General features: G+C 62.3%; 19 protein-coding genes. 5 read left to right on the forward strand and 14 right to left on the reverse strand.

What is annotated here, in order from left to right:
• Positions 1-165: 165 nt before the first annotated feature.
• A complete protein-coding gene (gene cobN / locus BDB13_RS19140; RefSeq protein ID WP_094275033.1) occupies positions 166-3786 on the reverse strand; it encodes a cobaltochelatase subunit CobN in 3621 nt (1206 codons plus the stop codon).
• 219 nt (positions 3787-4005) lie between these two features.
• Here cobN and cobG point away from each other — a divergent pair, with 219 nt between their 5' ends.
• The 3 genes from cobG to cobJ are packed head-to-tail and all read left to right on the forward strand — an operon-like array spanning position 4006 to position 7275.
• A complete protein-coding gene (gene cobG, locus BDB13_RS19145; RefSeq protein ID WP_094273046.1) occupies positions 4006-5148 on the forward strand; it encodes a precorrin-3B synthase in 1143 nt (380 codons plus the stop codon).
• A 19-nt stretch (positions 5149-5167) separates the two neighbouring features.
• A complete protein-coding gene (locus BDB13_RS19150) occupies positions 5168-5794 on the forward strand; it encodes a precorrin-8X methylmutase (RefSeq protein ID WP_094273048.1) in 627 nt (208 codons plus the stop codon).
• Positions 5791-7275, forward strand: a complete 1485-nt coding sequence (cobJ, locus tag BDB13_RS19155) for a precorrin-3B C(17)-methyltransferase (protein WP_094273050.1) — start codon at positions 5791-5793, stop codon at positions 7273-7275. Before BDB13_RS19150 ends, cobJ begins: the two co-directional genes overlap by 4 nt.
• A gap of 24 nt (positions 7276-7299) precedes the next feature.
• Here the strand turns inward: cobJ and BDB13_RS19160 are convergent, their stop codons facing one another.
• The 7 genes from BDB13_RS19160 to BDB13_RS19190 form a co-directional block, all read right to left on the reverse strand.
• A complete protein-coding gene (locus BDB13_RS19160) occupies positions 7300-7803 on the reverse strand; it encodes a DUF1990 family protein (RefSeq protein ID WP_094273051.1) in 504 nt (167 codons plus the stop codon).
• An 18-nt stretch (positions 7804-7821) separates the two neighbouring features.
• A complete protein-coding gene (locus BDB13_RS19165; protein WP_094273053.1) occupies positions 7822-8463 on the reverse strand; it encodes a ScbR family autoregulator-binding transcription factor in 642 nt (213 codons plus the stop codon).
• 159 nt (positions 8464-8622) lie between these two features.
• A complete protein-coding gene (locus BDB13_RS19170; protein ID WP_206041521.1) occupies positions 8623-9597 on the reverse strand; it encodes a HAMP domain-containing protein in 975 nt (324 codons plus the stop codon).
• A gap of 91 nt (positions 9598-9688) precedes the next feature.
• A complete protein-coding gene (locus BDB13_RS19175) occupies positions 9689-10435 on the reverse strand; it encodes a cobalt-precorrin-6A reductase (RefSeq protein WP_094273055.1) in 747 nt (248 codons plus the stop codon).
• Between the two features lie 20 nt (positions 10436-10455).
• On the reverse strand, positions 10456-11205 hold the full coding sequence (gene cobM, locus BDB13_RS19180) for a precorrin-4 C(11)-methyltransferase (RefSeq protein WP_094273057.1): 750 nt from the start codon (positions 11203-11205) through the stop codon (positions 10456-10458).
• Positions 11202-12476 carry a precorrin-6y C5,15-methyltransferase (decarboxylating) subunit CbiE gene (gene cbiE / locus BDB13_RS19185; RefSeq protein ID WP_176459622.1) on the reverse strand — a complete coding sequence of 425 codons (1275 nt, stop codon included), beginning with the start codon at positions 12474-12476 and terminating at the stop codon, positions 11202-11204. The genes cobM and cbiE overlap by 4 nt, the downstream gene beginning before the upstream one ends.
• Positions 12473-13234: an SDR family NAD(P)-dependent oxidoreductase gene (locus tag BDB13_RS19190; RefSeq protein ID WP_254922878.1), complete on the reverse strand. Its 762-nt coding sequence runs from the start codon at positions 13232-13234 to the stop codon at positions 12473-12475. Before BDB13_RS19190 ends, cbiE begins: the two co-directional genes overlap by 4 nt.
• A 30-nt stretch (positions 13235-13264) precedes the next feature.
• Here BDB13_RS19190 and BDB13_RS19195 point away from each other — a divergent pair, with 30 nt between their 5' ends.
• On the forward strand, positions 13265-13672 hold the full coding sequence (locus BDB13_RS19195; RefSeq protein WP_094273060.1) for a PPOX class F420-dependent oxidoreductase: 408 nt from the start codon (positions 13265-13267) through the stop codon (positions 13670-13672).
• Between the two features lie 121 nt (positions 13673-13793).
• On the opposite strand, the gene BDB13_RS19200 is transcribed toward BDB13_RS19195, so the two are convergent.
• The 3 genes from BDB13_RS19200 to BDB13_RS19210 all read right to left on the reverse strand — a co-directional run bounded on the left by BDB13_RS19200 (position 13794) and on the right by BDB13_RS19210 (position 15971).
• A complete protein-coding gene (locus tag BDB13_RS19200; RefSeq protein WP_254922879.1) occupies positions 13794-14342 on the reverse strand; it encodes a Fic/DOC family protein in 549 nt (182 codons plus the stop codon).
• Between the two features lie 162 nt (positions 14343-14504).
• The gene (locus BDB13_RS19205; RefSeq protein ID WP_094273064.1) at positions 14505-14702 is read right to left on the reverse strand and encodes a hypothetical protein; all 198 of its coding nucleotides are present in this window, start codon (positions 14700-14702) and stop codon (positions 14505-14507) included.
• A 135-nt stretch (positions 14703-14837) separates the two neighbouring features.
• A complete protein-coding gene (locus tag BDB13_RS19210; RefSeq protein ID WP_094273066.1) occupies positions 14838-15971 on the reverse strand; it encodes a M24 family metallopeptidase in 1134 nt (377 codons plus the stop codon).
• Between the two features lie 59 nt (positions 15972-16030).
• On the opposite strand from BDB13_RS19210, the gene BDB13_RS19215 reads away from it, so the two are divergent.
• Positions 16031-16993 (forward strand): 5'-3' exonuclease, encoded by a 963-nt coding sequence (locus BDB13_RS19215; protein WP_094275036.1) that lies wholly within the window; start codon positions 16031-16033, stop codon positions 16991-16993.
• Here the strand turns inward: BDB13_RS19215 and BDB13_RS19220 are convergent, their stop codons facing one another.
• The 3 genes from BDB13_RS19220 to tatC form a co-directional block, all read right to left on the reverse strand.
• Entirely contained in the window at positions 16994-17701 is a 708-nt protein-coding gene (locus BDB13_RS19220; RefSeq protein ID WP_094275037.1) for a DUF4333 domain-containing protein, read from the reverse strand. It lies immediately after the preceding gene.
• A gap of 99 nt (positions 17702-17800) precedes the next feature.
• A complete protein-coding gene (locus tag BDB13_RS19225) occupies positions 17801-20527 on the reverse strand; it encodes a DEAD/DEAH box helicase (protein ID WP_441347202.1) in 2727 nt (908 codons plus the stop codon).
• Between the two features lie 80 nt (positions 20528-20607).
• On the reverse strand, positions 20608-21639 hold the full coding sequence (gene tatC / locus BDB13_RS19230) for a twin-arginine translocase subunit TatC (RefSeq protein ID WP_094273070.1): 1032 nt from the start codon (positions 21637-21639) through the stop codon (positions 20608-20610).
• Positions 21640-21661 lie beyond the last annotated feature (22 nt).

The raw sequence follows: 21661 nt of genomic DNA on the forward strand, positions 1-21661 counted from the left end.
TTCGAGTGTTCCGAACGCGCAAACCCGTGACAATCACTGTCGCGGCACCAACCGTCGTAATTGGTGGTCTCGTTGGTGCACCGGACACCGTCCCGACGAAATCGCGTGCAAACAGCCATTCAGACATTATGCGCACACCTGCCGACAACCTTTGGGACGCTGGGACTACTCGCCTTCGAGTTCGCCTTCCGTCTCCAAATACACCTGACGCAGTCCGTCGAGCGTCTTCTGCTCCGGGTGCTCCCACATCTTGCGCTCGGCGGCTTCGAGCAATCGCTCGGCGATGCCGTGCAATGCCCACGGGTTGGAGGCCGTCATGAACTTCTGGTTCTGCTCGTCCAGAACATAAGTCTCGGCGAGCTTCTCGTACATCCAGTCTGCAACAACGTTGGTGGTGGCGTCGTAGCCGAAGAGGTAGTCGACGGTAGCCGCCATCTCGAAGGCACCCTTGTATCCATGGCGGCGCATGGCGTCGAGCCACCGCGGATTGACGACGCGCGCCCGGAAAACTCGTGCCGTTTCTTCCGAAAGTGTGCGTGTCCGAACCGATTCCGGCCGGGTACTGTCACCGATATATGCCTCGGGAGACTTGCCGGTCAAGGCACGAACGGTGGCAACCATGCCGCCGTGGTACTGGAAGTAGTCATCGGAGTCGGCGATATCGTGTTCACGGGTGTCAGTGTTCTTGGCCGCCACGTTGATTCGACGGTAGGCGCTGCGCATGTCGTCGGCAGCGGGGATGCCGTCGAGGCCGCGTCCGTAGGCGAAGCCGCCCCAGTTGGTGTACACCTCGGCGAGGTCGTCGTCGCCACGCCAGGTCTTCGAGTCGATCAACTGGAGCAGGCCGGCGCCGTACGTCCCGGGCTTGGAGCCGAAAATACGAGTGGTCGCGCGCCGGGCATCACCGTGTTCGGCCAGGTCTGCCTGCGCGTGGGCCCGAACATAGTTCTGCTCGTCCGTCTCGTCCAGTGCGGCAACCAACTGCACGGCGTCGTCAAGAAGTGCCAGGACGTGCGGGAACGCATCACGGAAGAAGCCCGAAATGCGGACAGTGACGTCGATACGGGGGCGGCCGAGTTCTTCGAGATCGATCACCTCGAGGCTGACGACGCGCCGACTGGCTTCGTCCCACACCGGACGGACACCGAGCAGTGCGAATACCTCGGCGATGTCGTCCCCGGAGGTACGCATCGCGGCGGTCCCCCACACCGACAAGCCGACCGAGCGCGGGTACTCGCCGTGATCGGCCAGGTACCGCGCCGCGAGGGATTCTGCCATCGCCTGACCCGTCTCCCACGCCAAGCGAGATGGAACCGCCTTGGGATCCACCGAGTAGAAGTTACGGCCCGTGGGCAACACATTGATCAGCCCGCGCAGCGGTGATCCGCTGGGTCCGGCCGCAATGAAACCACCGTTCAGCGCATGCAGAACCTGCTTGATCTCGTTGTCGGTCTGACGCAACCGCGGAACCACCTCGGTGGCCGCGAACTGCAAGATCTTCACAACCGTCGGGTCGTCGCTGAGTTCCTCGGCAGCCGAAGGATTCCACTCGGCTTCGGACATCGCGCGAACCAAAGCGTGTGCCTGCGCTTCGATGTCGTCGACGCGGTTGCGCGATTCGTCGCCGTCCTCGCTCAGGCCCAGCGCCTCACGCAGACCGGGAACCGTGTGTTCGCCGCCCCACATCTGGCGGGCACGGAGCATCGCGAGAACGAGTTCGATTTCAGCGTCGCCTTGCGGTGCGCGGCCGAGAATGTGCAGTCCGTCGCGGATCTGGACGTCCTTGATCTCGCACAGCCAACCGTCGACATGCAGGAGCATGTCGTCGAACACGTCTTCTTCGGGCCGCTCGGCAAGTCCCAGGTCATGGTCCATTTTGGCGGCGCGCATGAGCGTCCAGATCTGCTGGCGGATGGCCGGCAGTTTGGACGGGTCGAGAGCGGAGATGTTGGAGTGCTCGTCGAGAAGTTGCTCGAGTCGGGAGATGTCTCCGTAGCTTTCGGCGCGCGCCATCGGCGGGATCAGGTGATCCACCAACGTTGCGTGTGCGCGGCGCTTGGCCTGCGTTCCCTCTCCCGGGTCGTTGACCAGGAACGGGTAGATCAGTGGCAGGTCACCGAGCGCGGCATCGGTCCCGCAACTGCTGGACATGCCGAGTGTCTTGCCGGGCAGCCATTCAAGGTTGCCGTGCTTACCGAGGTGAACGACGGCGTCGGCTCCGAATCCACCGGCCTCGGGCGCAGCGGCAATCCAGCGGTACGCAGCAAGGTAGTGATGACTCGGGGGCAGATCGGGATCGTGGTAGATCGCGACGGGCTTTTCGCCGAATCCCCGGGGCGGCTGGACCATCAGAACGATGTTGTTGAATCGCAGTGCGGCGATGACGATTTCGCCTTCGGGGTCCTGCGAGCGATCAACGTAGAGCTCACCGGGCGCGTCACCCCAGTGCTCTTCGACTCCGCTGCGCAGTTCTTCCGGCAGGGTCGCGAACCATTCGCGGTACCGCGATGCCGAGATGCGGATCGGGTTGCCTTCGAGCTGCTCGGCGGTAAGCCAGTCGGGATCTTGACCGCCGGCGGCGATCAGAGCGTGGATGAGGGCGTCGCCGTCCTTTGCCGCGAGACCCGGCACTGCATCGGGTCCGTCAATGGGTCCGAGATCGTAACCAGCGGAACGCATTTCGGTGAGCAAATCGATTGCACTGGCGGGGGTGTCGAGGCCGACAGCATTGCCGATACGGGCATGCTTGGTCGGGTAAGCCGAGAGCATCAACGCGATACGACGCTCGGTTGTCGGGATATGCCGCAACTTGCCGTGGCGTACCGCGATGCCGGCGACGCGGGCCGCGCGCTCCGGATCCGGTGCGTACGTGGAGAGACCGTCGGCGTCAATTTCCTTGAACGAGAACGGCACCGTGATGATGCGGCCGTCGAATTCGGGAACGGCAACCTGCGTCGCGACGTCGAGCGGGGTCAGCCCGTCGCTGTTCTCTTCCCAGGTTGCGCGGCTACTGGTCAGGCAGAGTCCCTGCAGGATCGGGACATCCAACGCGGCGAGGGCAGCGACGTCCCAGGCTTCGTCGTCTCCACCGGCTGATGCTGTTGCCGGCTTTGTTCCGCCGGCTGCAAGAACCGTCACGACCATGGCGTCGGCGCGTCGAAGCGTGGTGAGAAGTTCGGATTCCGCTGTGCGCAGTGATGCGCAGTAGATCGGGAGCGCAGTTCCACCGGCGTCAGCGATTGCATCACATAATGCCTGGATGTAGCGGGTATTTCCGGCCAGGTGCTGTGCGCGGTAGTAGAGAACCGCGATGACGGGGCCGCTGTTTTCGGCAATTTCGGGGGCAAAATCGGCGATGCCCCACGACGGAAGTCGAGTTGGCGGATCGAAGCCGTGACCGGTGAGCAGGACTGTGTCCGAGAGGAAGTGGTGCAGGTTCGCCAGGTTGTGCGCGCCACCCTCGGCCAGGTAGTTGTGTGCTTCTGCAGCGACACCCGCGGAGACGGTCGAGCACTCCATGAGATCGGCGTCGGGCGCGTGTTCGCCGCCCAGAACCACCACGGGCAGACCACTCGCCAGGACCATGTCCAGGCCGTCTTCCCACGTGCGACGGCTGCCGAGGATGCGAACGACAACGAGATCGACGCCTTCGAGCAGTGGCGGCAGGTCTTCCGCGACCAGGAGCCTCGACGGGTTGGCCCAGCGGTAGGAGACGTCGTCCCCGACATCCTGGCCGGCGCGGGCGCTCAGCAGATCGGTGTCGGACGTCGAAAGCAGAAGAATCACGGGTGAAACCTTCCTGGGGTTTCGCGCCCCGTGGCCAAGCTCGGTCATCGACGGCAGTTGAGGGTCTGACTCGTGTTTACAAACGGAAACAATCCGCTCGATTCACTCACAGTGGCGCGACCGCACCGGTTTCTCACCGGTTTCCTCAACTACTGTCACGTATGTCGGATGATGCTACCGGTCAGGAGTCCGCGGACCTGACAGCCGTACCCTGGAACCATGCCGAAGGACCGTTCACAACCAGATGCGTGCCCCGGTGCACTGCAGGTTCACCAAGCCGCCGACGGCGCATTGGCCCGTGTGCGCCTGCCCGGCGGAGTATTGACGCCGCCACAGTTGCAGACCCTCGCCGACGCCGCCCGCAGGTTGGGCAACGGGCAGCTGGAACTCACGTCCCGTGGAAACATCCAGCTGCGAGCGGTCAAGGACCCCAACGCTTTTGCCGAGCAGATCGCGTCTGCGGGGCTGCTGCCGTCGGCGACGCACGAGCGTGTCCGCAACATTCTGGCCTCCCCACTCTCGGGGCGCATCGGCGGCGTAGCCGATATCCGCAACCTGGTGACGCAACTCGATTCCGCGGTTCAATCCGATCACGCATTAGCTGATCTACCTGGTCGAACCCTGTTCACGCTCGACGACGGCCGCGGCGACATCAGCGGCTTGCACGGCGATTTCGGTCTCCACGCGCACAGCGAAACCGAGCACTCGTTGGTTCTCGCCGGCCATCGCACCAGCCACCGCGTCCACGAGGACGATGCCATCTCGTTGCTCCTCGACGCAGCCCACGCCTTCCTCGCAGTGCGGGACCAGCACTGGCGTCTCGCCGAGGTACCTGACGGAATCGCCCGAACCATCGACCACCTGGGCCTCGGCGCCGAATTCGCCGGTGCAATCGACCTTTCGCCCGACGCCGGTCCGGCGATCGGCTGGCTCGAACAGCGCGACGGAACGGTGGCTTTGGGCGGCGGACTGCAGTTCGGACTCCTCGACGCACGGCTCGCGGAGTTCCTGGCCGCCATCGAAAAGCCCGTGGTCGTAACCCCGTGGCGTTCGGTTCTGATCTTCGACCTCGACGAAGGCGCGGCCGAGCAGGTAGTGCGCGTGCTCGCTCCAATGGGCTTGATCTTCGACGAGAACTCACCGTGGCTCGACGTCACTGCCTGCACCGGAAGCCCCGGTTGCGAAAAGTCACTCGCCGACGTTCGATCCGACGCAATCACCGCCGTCGAGCAGGAGAAACTGCCGATCGAAGGCCGTCAACACTGGGCCGGCTGTGACCGTTCGTGCGGACGTCCCCGCGGGGACGTAGCTGATGTGATCGCAACGGGTGATGGTTACCGGGTTAATCCGACAGTTCGGTGATGCCTCTATCGTGTGGCACATGATCGAGTACATCCGTGACGGTGCGGAAATTTATCGCCAGTCCTTTGCCACCATTCGGGCCGAAGCCGACCTGAGCCGTTTCCCGGCGGATGTCTCGCAAGCTGTCGTGCGCATGATTCATGCCAGTGGACAGGTCGATCTGGTTGACGACATCGCGTTCACGCCGGGCGTCATCACTGCTGCCCGGACCGCACTGCGAAATGGTGCGCCGATCTTCTGCGACGCGAACATGGTCGCCGCCGGAATCACCCGTAAGCGCCTCCCAGCGGACAACGAAGTAATCTGCACACTTCGAGATCCGCGAGTTCCCGTACTGGCAGCCAACATCGACAACACCCGCTCTGCCGCCGCGCTGGAACTGTGGGGACCCAAGCTCGAAGGTGCCGTCGTAGCGATCGGCAATGCACCGACAGCGCTGTTCCATCTTCTGAATCTGATCGAAGCGGGTGGGCCCCGGCCGGCTGCTATCGTCGGCGGGCCCGTGGGATTCATCGGGTCAGCCGAATCGAAGGAAGCACTGATCGAACATCCCAGCGGCATAGAACATTTGGTACTACGAGGCCGACGCGGTGGCAGCGCCATCACTGCGGCCGTCGTCAATGCGATTGCGAGCGAAGTAGAATGAGCGAAGGCAAGTTGTGGGGTGTCGGCATCGGACCCGGCGATCCCGAGTTGGTGACCGTCAAGGCTGCCCGCATTATCGGTGAGGCCGACGTCATCGCCTTCCACTCGGCGCGGCACGGCAAGAGCATTTCCCGCGCGGTTGCGGCGCCCTACATGCGTGAGGGCCAGATCGAGGAACACCTCGTTTACCCCGTTACCACCGAAACCATCGATCATCCCGGTGGATACCAGGGTGCGATGGACGAATTCTACGAGGCCGCCGCCGAAAGGTTGGCCGTACATCTGGCGGCCGGACGCACCGTGGCGCTACTCGCTGCCGGCGATCCCCTGTTCTACAGCTCGTACATGCACATGCATAAACGCCTCGCCCCTCGTTTCGAAGCCGAGGTCATTCCCGGTGTCACATCGGTGAGCGCCGCGTCGGCTGCTCTCGGAAAGCCGCTGGTCGAGGGCGATGAAATCCTCACCATCCTTCCCGGAACCCTCCCTCAGGCCGAGCTGACCAGGCGGCTCAAAGAGACCGACTCCGCTGCGATCCTCAAGCTGGGCCGCACCTTCCCTCCGGTCCTGCGATCACTCGAAGACTCCGGCCGACTCGCCGAAGCCCACTACGTCGAGCGAGCAAGTACGACGCGTCAGCGCGTCGAAGCTGCGGGCGATGTCGATCCCGGCGGTGTGCCGTACTTCTCGATCGCGATCGTACCGAGTCCATCGAACAACCCGGCAGCGCAAGAGGATTCACGCGGCGAGGTTGTCGTCGTCGGCCTCGGCCCCGGAGACACCGCGTGGACCACACCTGAAGTGGCCCACGAACTTTCACTCGCAACGGATCTTGTCGGCTACGGTCCGTACGTCGACCGAGTCCCGACACGGCCCGGGCAGCGTCGTCACTCCAGCGACAACCGTGTCGAAGCGGAACGTGCGGCCATGGCCCTCGACCTCGCCAAGAACGGCGCCCGTGTCGCTGTGGTCTCGTCCGGTGACCCCGGTGTATTCGCGATGGCGGCAGCAGTTCTCGAAGTTGCCGCCGAAGACCAGTGGTGCAATGTTCCCGTCCGGATTCTTCCGGGAATGACGGCGGCCAATGCCGTCGCCAGTCGCGTCGGCGCTCCCTTGGGACACGACTACGCCGTGCTCTCACTCTCTGATCGCCTGAAGCCGTGGGACGTCGTGGCGCGCCGTATTTCTGCTGTCGCGGCCGCCGACATGGCGTTTGCCGTCTACAACCCGGCGTCGAAGTCGCGTACGTGGCAGGTCCAGGCAATGAAGGACCTCGTCCTCGAACACCGTTCCCCGGAAACACCCGTGATCATCGGCCGCGATGTAGCCGGCGCCGAGGAATCGGTTCGAATTGTCACACTCGGGGAATTGGAACCGTCGGAAATCGATATGCGGACATTGTTGATAGTCGGCTCCTCGATGACAAAGGTCGTCGATACCGGATCCGGTCGGCAAGTGTTCACGCCGCGCCGCTATCCCTAACTGATCGTGAAGGATTTCACTCGCTCAGAGAGTGAAATCCTTCACGATCACAGCGCGTATATAGCGCCGCGTCACCCACTTCTGCACCAATCGACCAATTGGGGCTCCGAGCCGTACCCACCAGGTCCCAGGTTTGGAGAATGCGGTGATGTCGAGGCGAACCTGTTTGCTGACCTCGTCGAATGTGACGATGAACGACTCTTCCCCACATTCCGGGTGGCCGCGACGCGTTCCGTACGCAAATCCCCGACGGTCGGGCTCGTCCACGACATAGACAACGCGTACCGGAATCGACACCGGGCCGAATCCGAACGTAGCGTCCTGCCCGGCAACCGCCGTCTCCGCTGCGGACCGCACCCGCAATCCTGCCCTGCGGTGCATCCCCCAGGACATGACGGTGTCCGCGGCAGTCGAGAACTCTGCGCGGCCCAACCCGACTACCGCGCTCTCGCGAACGTGGTGATAGCCGGCCGGCAGTTCACCGCTGGTACAACCCACCTCGGGATAGGTCAACGGCTCTTCGGTCATCTGGGCAGTCTGACACGGCTATGCCGCCACAGGTACCCAACGACTATTGACCAATGTGTCGACATCCCCGGAGAGTGCATCGGACACTATTCCGGGCAAAATCAATTTCCACATCTCGTCGACACGTTCCGTGAGGTCCGCACGCCGAGCAATGACATTGGATACCAGTTGAACTCCGGTAAAGGCCGCCGGAATGAAACGTCCCAGCGCACCGATGTCCACCGAACCCTTGACCTGGCCTGCGTCCTTCGCTCGCTGTACCAGATCGGTACTCGCCGCGATCCAATCCGCATACGGCTCAACCGGGCCTTCGAACGTGCTCAGTTCCAACGTCAATCGAATACCGGCGCGGACAATTGGCTCCTCGACTATCTGTCGAGCCATCTCGTGCGTGAGCATCACCAATTGTTCGAGCGGAGACGAAGAGGTAGCCGAAATCGCCTGAACAGATTCGATCGACATCCGATGCTGCTCAGCGATCACATACTGCGCTAATTCGTCTTTCGACGCGAAGTGGAAGTACAACGCACCCTTCGTGGTCCCGGCACCCGCGACGATGTCGCTCATACTCGTGCTGCCGTAACCAGTCTTCTCGAATTGTGCTGCCGCACCGGCGACAATCTGCTGCCGAGTCAACTCGGCGCGTGCTTGCTTGACCACTGAAACCCCTTTCACATTCTCGAGGCCCCGCCCCCGCAAACCCTTTCGGTTTGCACCTACTTTCCGGCTATACCCAGAATATTCACAATTCCCCCAACTTATCAGCGTTGGACTACCGGTAGATATTTCGTAACCAATAATCCCCTGGTGAGAGCCTCGTTACAGTGGAGAATCAATTCTCCCTGATGCGCTTTCGTCGACCCGCGCGCGATCGACCAGCTCTCCGACCAGGACCGTCAGTTCCATCATCTGGTTGGAAATTTCGTCTCGCAGAATACCTACCTCCATTTCCGATACAGCGCCTGACGCCGAGTCCATCGACATCAATAATTCGATGTTGGTCCGCAGTGCAGTCAACGGAGCCAACAAGTCCTGACCAGCCTCGGTAATCAACCCGCGTTGACGCGTCCGGGACTCCGAGAGCGTTCCGAGCATTCGATTGAAACTCACAGTCAGCGAAGCCAACTCGTCGTCTCCGGTGACGGGTATCGGTGTCAGATCATCGGTAGCCGCGACGCGCTGTGTTGCCGCGGTCAATCGAGAAATCGGCCGCAACCCGGTGCGCGCCACCGCATCTCCCGCTGCGTAGGCGAGGGCAATACCCGCTGCACCCAACGCAGCCAACACAACCGCGAGCCGTTTCAACACCGAACGGGTCGGACCCAAGGACTGCGCCACGATGAGCGTCTGACCTGCGACCGACGGACTGACGAGCACCCGATAGGCGTCCAGCGTCGCAATCGTCGGACCCGACGCGCGGTGTGCGATGGATTTGATTGCGTCACTGCTGGTGCTGAACGGCGGCAGGCCGGGAGTGGCGGTCACCAACGCCCCATCCGTTGTCACCAATCCGACAGCCTGAATCACTGCGGTGTCGGCTCCCGTGGTCAACCCCAAAACCGGTGTGACCCCGCCGAAGTTGACGGTATCGACGATAGCCTCAGCCGTGCGTTCCAATTGCCGATCGACATTGCCTTGCAGATACGCGTTGAACACGACGTACACCGAAGCCGCCGAGGCGATCACAGCGATCGCCACCAAGCCTGCCGTGAGAAGTTTCACGCGGGCGTGGAGCGTTCGGACATGGATCGCCGGATGCTGGCGACGGCCGAGAACGGGAACGGACACCTTCATGTCCGACCTCGGTGTTTGTTGCCCGTTCCCCACATGTTTCCAGTATGTGCCGCGAACCTTAGACGAACCTGAAACCGACCAGATGGTGTTGTCATCCGTGCTCTGAACCTCGGACAGACTCGAGCCACTGCGCGGCCGTATCCGGTGAATCGAAGGTGTGCGCACCCGTCGGCGCCAGCGGGCGCGACACCATCACCACGGGAAGTTTCAACGCTCGTGCAGCAACAATTTTGGCGTACGTCTGATCGCCGCCGCTACTTTTGGTCACCACGACGTCGATGTCGTGGCGCCGCATGAGCGCGACCTCTGATTCCACGTCGAACGGCCCCCGCGCCAAGATCAACGTCGACGACTCCGGCATCTCGCCACTCGGCGGATCGATGGACCGGATCAGAAAATCTACGCCGTGAACGCCGGCAAACGCCGATACACCTTGCCGGCCGATTGTCAGGAACGGGCGCCTGCCCAGTGTCGGTACCAATTCCGCTGCATGATCGAGATCGCGTGCGGGAAGCCACGTGTCGCCGTCACGTTGTGGCCACGGTGGACGTCGGCAGATCGCAAACGGAATCGAACAGGCCGCGGCGGCCTGGTGCGCATTGGCGGTGATACGAGCAGCAAAAGGATGCGTGGCGTCGAGCACAGCCTGAATGCTGTTCTCGTGCAGCCACTCCGCGAGCCCTTCCGCTCCCCCGAATCCGCCTACCCGAACTTCACCCTCAGGCCACCGAGGGTCACGGACACGACCCGCCAGAGACGTCACAACGTCGAGGTCGGACGAATCTGCCAAGCGGGCAGCGACTTCGCGTCCCTCACCCGTGCCGCCGAGCACAAGCACCCGGCGCCGGCGTTGCTCGTTCAGTGCGTAATCCGCTCACGCGCAGCCGAGTACAGGTAGCTGTCCGGGAAACCTTCCGCGGTCAGCACCCGGCCCACGATCACGACAGCAGTTTTGGTGATGCCGGCCTCGTGCACGAGATTCACGATCGATCCCAAAGTTCCACGAACCACGATTTCTTCGGGCCTCGACGCGAACGCAACCACAGCCACGGGGCAGTCCGACCCGTAATTCTCGGACAGTTCGGAAGCGATCTGCTCGATCCGGTGCGCGCCGAGATGAATCACCATCGTTGCGCCGCTTCGGCCGAGCGAGCGAAGATCCTCACCATCAGGCATCGCCGTCGACAAGGTGGACACCCTGGTCAGAACAATTGTCTGCGATACGCCCGGCACTGTCAGTTCACGGCCCAGCGCGGCGGCAGCGGCAGTAAATGCGGGAACACCGGGAATCATGTCGTACCGGACTCCTGCGGAGTCGAGGCGTCGCGCCTGCTCAGCGACTGCACTGAAAATTGACGGGTCGCCGGAATGCAACCTCGCGACGTCATGCCCGGCGGAATCTGCGGCGATAAGCAGCGCCGTGATCTGGTCGAGGCTCAATCGAGCCGTATCGACAACCTGCGCGTCGGCGGGGCACGATTCGAGCAGTTCTGCCGGTACCAGGCTGCCCGCGTAGAGGCACACCGGGCTGGAAGCGATAATTCGCTGCGCGCGCACCGTGATCAAATCGGCCGCACCGGGCCCCGCGCCGATGAAGTGGACGGTCATTTCGAGTTTTCCTCCGACTTGTCGACGCTATCTTCGAGCGTCAGCTTTTTGGTCACCGACCACTGCACTACCGGCAGTTGAGGTCGCCACACGTTGAATGTTCCCAAGGGTTCGGCACGCTGCACCTGCAGCCTGCGCAGTGTTCCGCCGTAACGCGTGAACCACTCCAGTAGCAGCGCTTCCGATTCCGCAGTGACCGCGTTGGCGACGAGCCTGCTGCCGATGTCGAGCGCAGACCAGCAGGCATCGAGCATTCCAGGTTGGGTGACGCCGCCGCCGATGAAAATCGCATCGGGACTACGACGCACTTCTGCAAACGATTCGGGCGCCGTGCCCAGCACATCGAGAGCCGGGACACCCAATGCCCGGGCATTGGTCTCGATCTGCGAAACGCGGGACGGAACCCGCTCGAAAGTTGTTGCCGTGCAGCGTGGGTGAGTTCTCATCCATTCGATCGCGATGGTTCCGGAGCCGCCGCCGATGTCCCACAAATACTCGCCGGGAGCCGGCGCGAGCGCGCACAGCGTCAAAGCGCGAATCTCCTGCTTGGTCATCTGACCGTCACCGGAGAAGGCAGCATCGGGAAGTCCGGGGGTGCGCGTCAGCCGGGGGCGGGTACCGTCCGAGACACATTCCACCGCAACAATATTCAATGCATCAACATCCGCGGAGTCGATATCCCAGTCCTGCGCTAGCGCAACGGTCCGCGATTCGGTCGGGCTACCGAGTTGTCCCAGGACCGTCAAGACAGATCGACCGAAGCCTGCTTCGGCCAACAACGCGGCCACCTCACCCGGCGTTGCGCTGCCGTTGCTCAAGATCAACAGGCGAGCTCCCGCAGTGACCGCTGCCAACGCTGTCGAGGCGCTGCGATTGACCAGGCTCACCAACTCCACATCGGCCGATGCCCAGCCCATTCGCGCGCTGGCCAATGCAACCGACGACGGGTGCGTAAACACCCGAACGTTGTCGGCACCCAACAGACGCACCAGCGTGACGCCGATCCCGTGGAACATCGGATCGCCGCTGGCCAGCACACAAACGTGCCGATCAGCGTTGGCCTCGAATAAACCTGGTAGGGCTGGGATCATCGGCGTCGGCCACACGATGCGGTCAACCGACTGGTCGTCGATTCGCGGGATCAATTCCAGTTGCCGAGGCGAACCCATCAGCACCTGCGCTCCCTGAACCGCACGCTTGGCGGCGTCCGACAACCCGTCCCAGCCGTCGGCGCCCAAGCCGACGACAACAACGGGTTCACGCACGATCATCGCGGCATCCGCCGCCAGATCGATTGCGGCAGAAGTCGCATCACAAAGAACACAGGCTGCAGGATCCGGGGCACCCACACCCTCGTAGCTCCGGATTTCAGACCACGAACGACGGCGTCGGCAACCTGCGACGGTGTGCTCGACATCGGCGCCGGCGTCATACCCTCCGTCATCTTTCCGATCACGAATCCCGGCCGAACCAGCAGCAGTTGAACTCCGGTGCCGTGCAACGCGTCACCGAGCCCGCTGGCAAAACCGTCCAAACCTGCTTTGGCCGAACCGTAGACGTAGTTTGCGCGCCGCACCCGCACGCCCGCCACCGACGAGAAGACCACAATCTTGCCGCGGCCTTGACGCTTCATCAACTCCGCCAAATGAGTCAAGATGCTTACCTGCGCGACGTAATCGGTATGCACAACAGCGACGGCATGCGCAGCATCGGCTTCGGCGCGCGACTGATCACCGAGGATCCCGAAAGCCAGTACGGCAATCGAAATCGGTCCGTGGGCTGCTATTACCTGCTCGAGGACCGATCCATGACTCTCGGTTGCGTCAGCATCGAATTCGACAACACCGACCGCGGCAGCTCCGGCATCCAGCAGCATCTGGCGCTGCTGTTCAAGTTCACCACTCCGCCGCGCCGCCAGCACGATCCGTCGACCAGGCGCCAGTCGAACGGCTATCTCCAGACCGATCTCACTGCGCCCTCCCAGTAGGAGAACCGTCTCGGCATCTTCGTTGTTTGCACCCGCAGTCACTACATTAGTCTCCTCGATTACCGTCGTGGCATGACCATCACCCCCCGCACTACGGCCGCGCTCTCCGAAGACGGTTTGGCCTTCGTCCGCGAATACCATCTCGCCACCCTGACGACACTTCGCCCGAACGGCACTCCGCACGTTGTTGCAGTCGGGTTCACCTGGGATCAGGAAGCAGGAAAAGCGCGGGTCATCACCAGCGGGGGTTCACAGAAAGCTGTCAACGCAGCCCGGGGTGGTTACGCCGCGATCGGCTCCGTCGACGGCGGACGCTGGCTCACGCTGGAAGGCCCCGCCAGAGTGCTCGATGACGCCGAATCCGTGGCCGACGCCGTCGAACGTTACGCCGAGCGGTACCGCCAGCCGCGAGTCAATCCCGCCCGCGTGGTCATCGAAATTGACGTCGCCCGGATTCTCGGATCGCCGGCGTTCAAATAGTTTCCGGGAGTCTGTGGAAGCGCCGTCGACAAACAATGCTCTTAGGAGGGCGATGACGGGCATGGCTTTGGGCGAGTCGCTCCACCGCGGTGGGCTTCGGAGTCGAGAGGGATATCACCGGCTACTCGATTTCGGTGAGTGTTCTGTCCAGCACGGCTTCCAATCGATCTGTCCTTGTAGTCGACTGGTTGTAGAACCTGGCCTGGACAAATTCGGTCCGCAACGGTGCGTTCTCGGAGAACTGTGTGAAGTCGAGCCCGTATCCGGCCTGACGGGACAGTTCAGAGAAGAACACGAACTGCGTCCGCGTATTCCCTTCCCGAAAACTGTGAATCGTGTTGATCTCACCCCAGTGCTCGGCAAGGCCGGCAACGAACTCCCCGCGTTCGCGGCCTCGCAGTAAATCCTGATTGGTGAGCCGCCGAAACTGCAGGTTCGAGGCATCAACGATCGCCGGCGCGGGGTAGTAGCCGTAGTTGACCATCGGAGCATTCGGGTCACCCGGCGCGAAGTTCACCACGTCAGGACCGCTTTTGCTCATCTGACTCAACGGTCCGGTGCGTTCCTGGCCGGCCCACTCGTACACATCGGCAAACAAAGCCTTATGGGTGGCTTTGAGGTGGTCGTAGTTGAACTTGCCAGGAATAGGCCGCTGGTGGAGTTCACCCATCCGGATATGTGCCGCGCGTTCCTCGAATCGCCGCAACTTCTCCGCGTCTGTGGTCCCGTACGGCTCGGCCGCGCTGACCAGTTTGTTCCGTAAAACAGTTGTTCCTGGGATGAAGTAGTCATCCCAGGAACGAAACTGTAAAGTTTTCGCAGGCAATGGACGTTAGAGCCCGAGTTCCTGGCGGAACGCCGCCAACTCTTGTTCCGCCGTGCTCACTCCGGTAAGCACTCGCCGGGTCGCAGCTTTGTCGGCTTCGGTAACCGTGCCGCCGGCGAGGCGAACACCTGCGGTCGCGAACTGAACCGACTCTTCGACACCACGTGATGCGGTACGTGTGGTGACCTTGTGCGCTTTGGTCATGAAGCCCTCCCCTGCGATACATTCGATCGCATTCATTATCGTACTGGAAATTCCCTATAAACGCAGCTCAACACACGTTTTCGGAGACCGAGTTTCATTCGCGGGACAGGATGTCTTCGGTCCCTCAAGGATCGTCTAAAGAACCGTCAACCCGTGCGGCCTGTTGTTGAACGATTCACAACCGTCGGCGGTGACAACCACGATGTCCTCGATGCGGGCACCCCAGTTGCCGCTGAAGTAGATTCCCGGTTCGATGCTGAAGGCCATGCCCTCGGTCAGCTCGATGGTGTTGCCCTCGACGATGTAGGGCTCCTCGTGGACCGACAAGCCGATACCGTGGCCCGTGCGGTGAACGAACACTTCAGCGAGTCCTTGCGCTGCAAGCACTTCGCGGGCCGCAATATCCACTGACTCAGCGGATACGCCGGGGCGGACAGCGTCCACCGCCGCCTGCTGCGCGGCTTCGAGAACCGCGAACTGCGCTGCGACCTCCGCTGACGGCTCCCCCATGCTGTAGGTGCGGGTGGAGTCGGAGTTGTAGCCCGGCTCCACCGGTCCGCCGATGTCGATCACCACGACGTCGCCGTTTTCGATCACCCGGTCTGACACCTCATGGTGGGGATCGGCGCCGTGGGGGCCCGAACCTACGATGACAAACGCAGCCGCCGTATGACCTTCTTCGAGAATTGCCGCTGAAATCGCTGCAGCCACTTGAGCTTCCGTCCGTCCGGCGATCAGGAACTCCGCCATCCGTGCGTGCACGCGATCGATTGCCTGCCCCGCCCGACGCAATGCATCGATCTCGGCAGCGTCTTTGACCATGCGCAGCTCCCGCAGTACCGCGGTCGCCAGGATCGGCAGCGTACCCACTGCGTCCGCCAAGGGAATGAGGTGAAGCGCGGGCATCGCGTCGGTGACGGCCAACTTCGCGCCGGCCGGCAGTAGCCCAGCCACGATGGCGTACGGATCAACGCCGTCCACCCAGTCCAGGACATCCAAGCCGAGGTCTCCCACCGCAGATTCCTTCAACGACGCCAATTCCAGCCGCGGCAGCACGACCGACGCCTGCGCGCCGTCCGCTGCAATGACCAGGGCCGTCAGTCGCTCGAAGGAATCGGCCCGCGAACCCGTCAGGTAACGCAGGTCCGGCCCCGGTGTCACCACCAGACCATCCAAACCAGCTCCCCTCGCCAACTCCGCAGCGCGGGCGATCCGAGAGCTGTAGACGGCAGAAGCGAAACGTGAACCATGGTCAGCGGGAGAGTTCATGGTGTCCAGATTAGTGCCGACAGGCACGGTGAGTAGTGCCGACTGGCAAGATACTGAACATGAGTGGGCCTTTGCTTCTCCTTGACGGTGCCAGCCTGTGGTTTCGTGCGTTCTACGCACTGCCCGAGTCGTTTGTCGATTCCGAAGGCAGGCCGGTCAACGCGGTACGCGGATTCACCGACATGGTCGCGTCACTGATCACCAAGCACCAACCGAGCCGCCTCGCGGTGTGTCTCGATCTCGACTGGCGTCCACAGTTTCGCGTCGACGCCGTACCCACGTACAAGGCGCACCGGGTGGCAGAGGGCTCCGACGGCTCGTCCGAGGAAGTCCCCGACACCCTGACGCCCCAGGTCGACATGATCAAGGATGTTCTCGCAGCTGCCGGTATCGCAACCGCCGGTGCGGTAGGCCTCGAAGCCGACGACGTCCTGGGCACTCTTGCCGCCACCGAACGCGACGATCTCACCATCGTCGTGAGCGGTGACCGCGATCTACTTCAAGTTGTCACCGACGACTTCGTACCCGTCCGGGTCCTGTACGTGGGCCGCGGATTGTCCAAGGCCGAGCTCTTCGGACCTGCCGAGGTAGCCGAAAAATACGGTGTGCCCGGCGACCGTGCCGGTGTGGCCTATGCGGAACTTGCTGTGCTGCGCGGAGATTCGTCCGACGGCCTGCCCGGAATCAAAGGTGTCGGCGAGAAAACAGCGTCGACGCTCATGCTCCGATACGGTTCGCTCGCCGAAATTCGTACGGCCGCAGATGATCCCACGTCGGATATGGCAAAAGGCATTCGCGCAAAACTTACGTCACCGGAAGCGAAGGCGTACCTTGACGCCGCATTGCCGGTAGTGCGCGTGGTCCGGGATGCGGACGTGCAGTTCTCGAAATCAGACGCACTCCCCGCAGCGCCGGTTGACCCGGCACGCTTCGAGACTGTGGCCGCTGCACTCGGAATCGAACGTTCGGCAGGCCGGCTTGCCGCTGCGCTCGAGTCTGCAGCGGCAAGCCGATCCAACTGATCAGTTGGGGCGAGAAACTTCGTACGTGCCGGTGTCGTCGACAAACGTCACCGTCACGGACTTCTTCTCTCCCGAGATCGAGAGCGTGCAGGTGAACTTTCCACCGGTCTTGATTTCCTGACCGGACGGGCATGAAACGTTGCTGACGCCCTTGGCCCCGTACGACTCGGTGACGATTTGCTCGACACCCTTGGCGGCAGCGTTCTGGTCCAGCGTGTTCTTGCCCATCATCACGAACAGACCGATCACAACACCAGCCAGGACGACAAGTACACCGATCGCGGCAAAGATCAGCGGCTTCTTCGACTTTGCGCCCTGAGGCGGCGGTCCTTGGTTCCACTGCACCGGCGCGCCGGGCACGGGTCCGCCGGGTTGGGCGCCCCACGCCTGTTGCTGCTGCGGGGCAGGCTGCTGACCCCAGGCCTGAGTCTGGTCCCCTGCTGGCGGCTGACCCCACTGGCCGGGCTGCGCCTGGCCTGGCTGTCCCGGCTGCTGGGGCTGACCCCACGGCTGCGGCTGACCATAAGGCTGGCCTTGTGGCTGCCCCTGCGGCTGGCCGGGCTGTCCGTATCCGGGCTGACCCCACGCGGGCTGCCCCTGCTGCGGCATCGGCTGTCCCCCTTGAGGTTGTCCCCACTGCTGCTGAGGTGGCTGCTCACCGGGACCCCACTGCCGATTCGGATCGTTCGGTCCGTAAGGCCCGCTCATCTTCGCCTCCACTCGAAATCTGTCAGTCACGCTCGAAAGCTTCTGCCTTCAATTACCACGCACACGCCACTCCTGCGAATCCAACCACACAGTCTGCGATCAAGCTGCGTCGACGGCAACTACCCCGCGGCGAATCGCTCCCACCGCTTTGGCTGCAGTCTTCGCGACATCGGGATCCGTCGATGTCAGGCGCACCTGGTCCAGTAGATCGATGACCTGGCGGCACCAGCGTACAAAATCGCCCGCCGAGAGCGCCCGACCCTGCATACCGGTCGCGATCAATGCCTCGACCAGTGAGTGATCGCTTGCCCAATGGTAAACAGCTGTCACAAACCCCAGATCGGGCTCTCGCGTCGGCGGCAGTTTGTGACGTATTTCGTCGGAGCGCAATTCACTCCACAGCCGCTGGGTGTCGTTGAGCGCGAGGCGAATCGCTTGGCTCGGTACCCGATCCGCGGTGTCGCCCTCGCGTCGTGACTCGAAAATGACCGAGGACACCACTCCGGCGAGTTCTGCCGGTGTCAGCCCCTTCCAGATGCCCGTGCGCAATGCCTCGGCCACCAGGAGGTCACTTTCGCAGTAGATTCTGCTCAAACGTCGACCGGCTTCCGTCACTTCGGGAGCCGATTCCGCGGTCATGTATCCGCGTTCCTTCAGGAGAGAAACAATGCGGTCGAAAGTTCGCGCCAGAGAGTTGGTGGTGGCCTTCGCCTTCTCGCGCATCGTCTGAGTTTCGCGTGCCAACCGGTTGTACTTCTCACCGATTCGCCCGAGGTGATCGCGATCCGGCCAACTGTGGCACGGGTGTACACGAATCGCGCGCCGCAATGACGCGACCTCGGCGTCCTCGGACGCGCCGCCTTTGTGCCGCTTCTTGCGCCGAGGCGCCGTGATTCCGGTACTACGTAGCGACGACGCCAGATCACGCCGAACACGTGCGGTGTGGTGATCCACCAACTTCGGCAATCGCATTTCACCGATAACTTCTGCCGCCTCCGGAAAATCTGCCGCAGACAGCTTGCCGGCCCACTGATCCTCGGTCAGAACCAGCGGCCGCGGATCCTTGGGATCATTGTCGGGTACCAACACCACGGCAGTACCGGAATGTCGGCCGATGGGAATCGCGATCACATTGCCGCGCCGCAGCGTGCGCAATGATTCGACAGCACTGTCCCGACGGTCTTCGCGGCTTTCACGCTCGAGTTTGCGCTCACGCGCACTCAGCCGCTCGCGCAGCGACGCGTACTCGTAGTACTCGCCGTCCACTCCGCCCAGCTTCTCCTGCAACGCTTTCAGCGCTACTTCGTTGCGTTCGATACCTCGAACCAGACCGACCACCGAGCGGTCTGCCTGGAACTGCGCAAATGATCGTTCGAGGAGCGTGCGAGATTCCTCGGCCCCCATCCGATCGACAAGATTGATCGACATGTTGTAGGACGGCTTGAACGAACTACGCAACGGGAAGGTTCGTGTCGACGCCAAACCTGCGACATCGAGTGGCTCAACGCCGGGCTGCCACAAAACAACCGCGTGGCCTTCGACGTCGATACCTCGGCGGCCCGCTCGGCCGGTGAGCTGTGTGTACTCACCCGGGGTGAGTTCGGCATGCGTTTCGCCGTTGTACTTGACCAGCCGTTCGAGCACGACCGTGCGGGCCGGCATGTTGATGCCGAGCGCCAACGTCTCGGTCGCGAACACCGCTCGCACGAGACCTTTGACAAAAAGTTCCTCGACGGTTTGGCGGAAGGCCGGCAACATTCCGGCGTGGTGGGCAGCCAATCCGCGCTGCAGAGCCCTGCGCCACTCGAAGTAGCCGAGCACTTCCAAGTCGTCCTTGGGAAGTTCGCCGGTGTGCTTGGTGATGATCGCGTCGATCTCACGCACCTGCTCGGGTGTGGTCAGATCCAGACGCGAGCGAACACATTGTGCGAGCGCGGCGTCGCAGCCGGCGCGCGAGAAGATGAAGGTGATAGCCGGCAGCAATCCGTCTTTGTCGAGTTGCGCGATCACGTCGGGCCGCGGGATCGGACGGAAATCACTGGCACTCTGATAATGACTGCGACCGCGACCGCGTGGCTGCCAGCTCTCCACCCGATCGAGAGCCTGACGTTGCTTGACGTGCCGAACCAGATCCTGATCGACGACAAATGTCTTGGGACCGGCCGACGGAAGACTGCGACTGTCGAAGAGATCGAAGATACGGCGACCCACCATGATGTGCTGCCACAGCGGAATCGGGCGCGTTTCGTCGACCACGACTGTGGTGTCGCCGCGAACCGTTTCCATCCACCCACCGAATTCTTCGGCGTTGCTGACCGTCGCGGACAAACTCACCAAGCGCACGTCCTCGGAGAGGTGCAGGATCACTTCTTCCCACACCGCACCACGGAACCGGTCAGCGAGGTAGTGAACCTCGTCCATGACGACGTGAGAGAGCCCGCGCAGTGCTTCCGAATTGGCATACAGCATGTTGCGGAGCACTTCGGTGGTCATGACCACGACGGGAGCGTCGGAGTTGATGCTGGAGTCTCCGGTCAACAATCCGACTTCGCTGGATCCGTACCGCTCGACCAGCTCGGCGTACTTCTGATTGCTGAGCGCTTTGATGGGCGTGGTGTAGAAACACTTCCGCCCAGCCGCCAGCGCCAAGTGGACGGCAAACTCACCGACCACCGTCTTGCCTGCGCCCGTAGGCGCGCACACCAGCACGCCGTGACCGTCTTCGAGGGCCCGGCAGGCCTTGACCTGGAACGGGTCGAGTTCGAACTTCAATCCCGACACGAACTTGCTGAGTTCCATATCGGAACTCTGTTCACTATTGCTCATAACCACCCCGTCAGCGTTTCACACGTGGGCGACACGAAACTCACAGCGTCACAGGGCTCACAACGCGTCGGGCGCACGGCTCACAACGTGTCGGTGAAGTCCTGTCCGGATGTGTTCTCTCCCGCGCCGGACTTGGGCTCGCTGGTTGCCGCTGCCTTTGCCTTCGACTTGCGTCCGAACAGACCGCTCGATTCAGCTTTCGGCTTTGCCGGTTCGTCGAATGCCGCGTTCAGATCCGAAGGCGCAGAAATGGACGACGCTTCCTCGTCCGAGAGCGCGCCCCAATCCTCGCCGGCCTTCTTGGCCTTACGGCGGTCGTTGATCCTTGCGATCTGAACTGCGAACTCGAACAACAAGGTAAGCGAGAGCGCGAGCGCGATCATCGAGAACGGGTCCGAACCCGGAGTTGCGATGGCGGCAAACACGAACAGACCGAAGATCAATCCGCGACGCCAGGCCTTCAAGCGCTCGTAGGTGAGAATGCCCGCAAAGTTCAGTACGACGACAAGAAGCGGAATCTCGAAACTCACGCCGAAGATCAACAGCAAGTTGATGATGAACCCGAAGTACTCGGAACCACTCAATGCGGTGATCTGAACGTTGTCACCGATGGTCAGGAGGAAGTGCAGAGCTTTCGCAACCACCATGTATGCGAGTACAGCGCCGAGCATGAACAGACCGGCACCGGCGGTGACGAACCCTACTGCGTATCGACGTTCCTTCGAATACAAGCCTGGCGTGATGAACGCCCACAATTGGTAGAGCCAAATGGGGCTGGCCAGAACGATGCCAGCGGTGAGTGCCACCTTGAACCGCAGCATGAACTGCTCGAACGGACCCGTCGCGAGTAGGCGGCAAGCGTCATCCGAGGTGAGGCTGGCGCGACTCTCGACCGGAAGCGAACAGTAGGGGCCGGTGAGCAAGTTGCCCAGGCTTTCGAGCCCGAGCAATGTATGCGAGTACCAGTAAAATCCGAATGCTGTCGTGATGATCACGCCGAGAAATGCGAACAATAATCGAGTCCGCAGCTCATACAGGTGGTCGATCAGCGACATCGTGCCGTCGGGATTGACCTTCCGCTGGCGGTTACGCGGGTCTAACGGAATACGCACTGGTGCATCCTGCTCTTTGCGT

The organism is Rhodococcus sp. OK302 (assembly GCF_002245895.1).
GTDB lineage: Bacteria > Actinomycetota > Actinomycetes > Mycobacteriales > Mycobacteriaceae > Rhodococcus_F.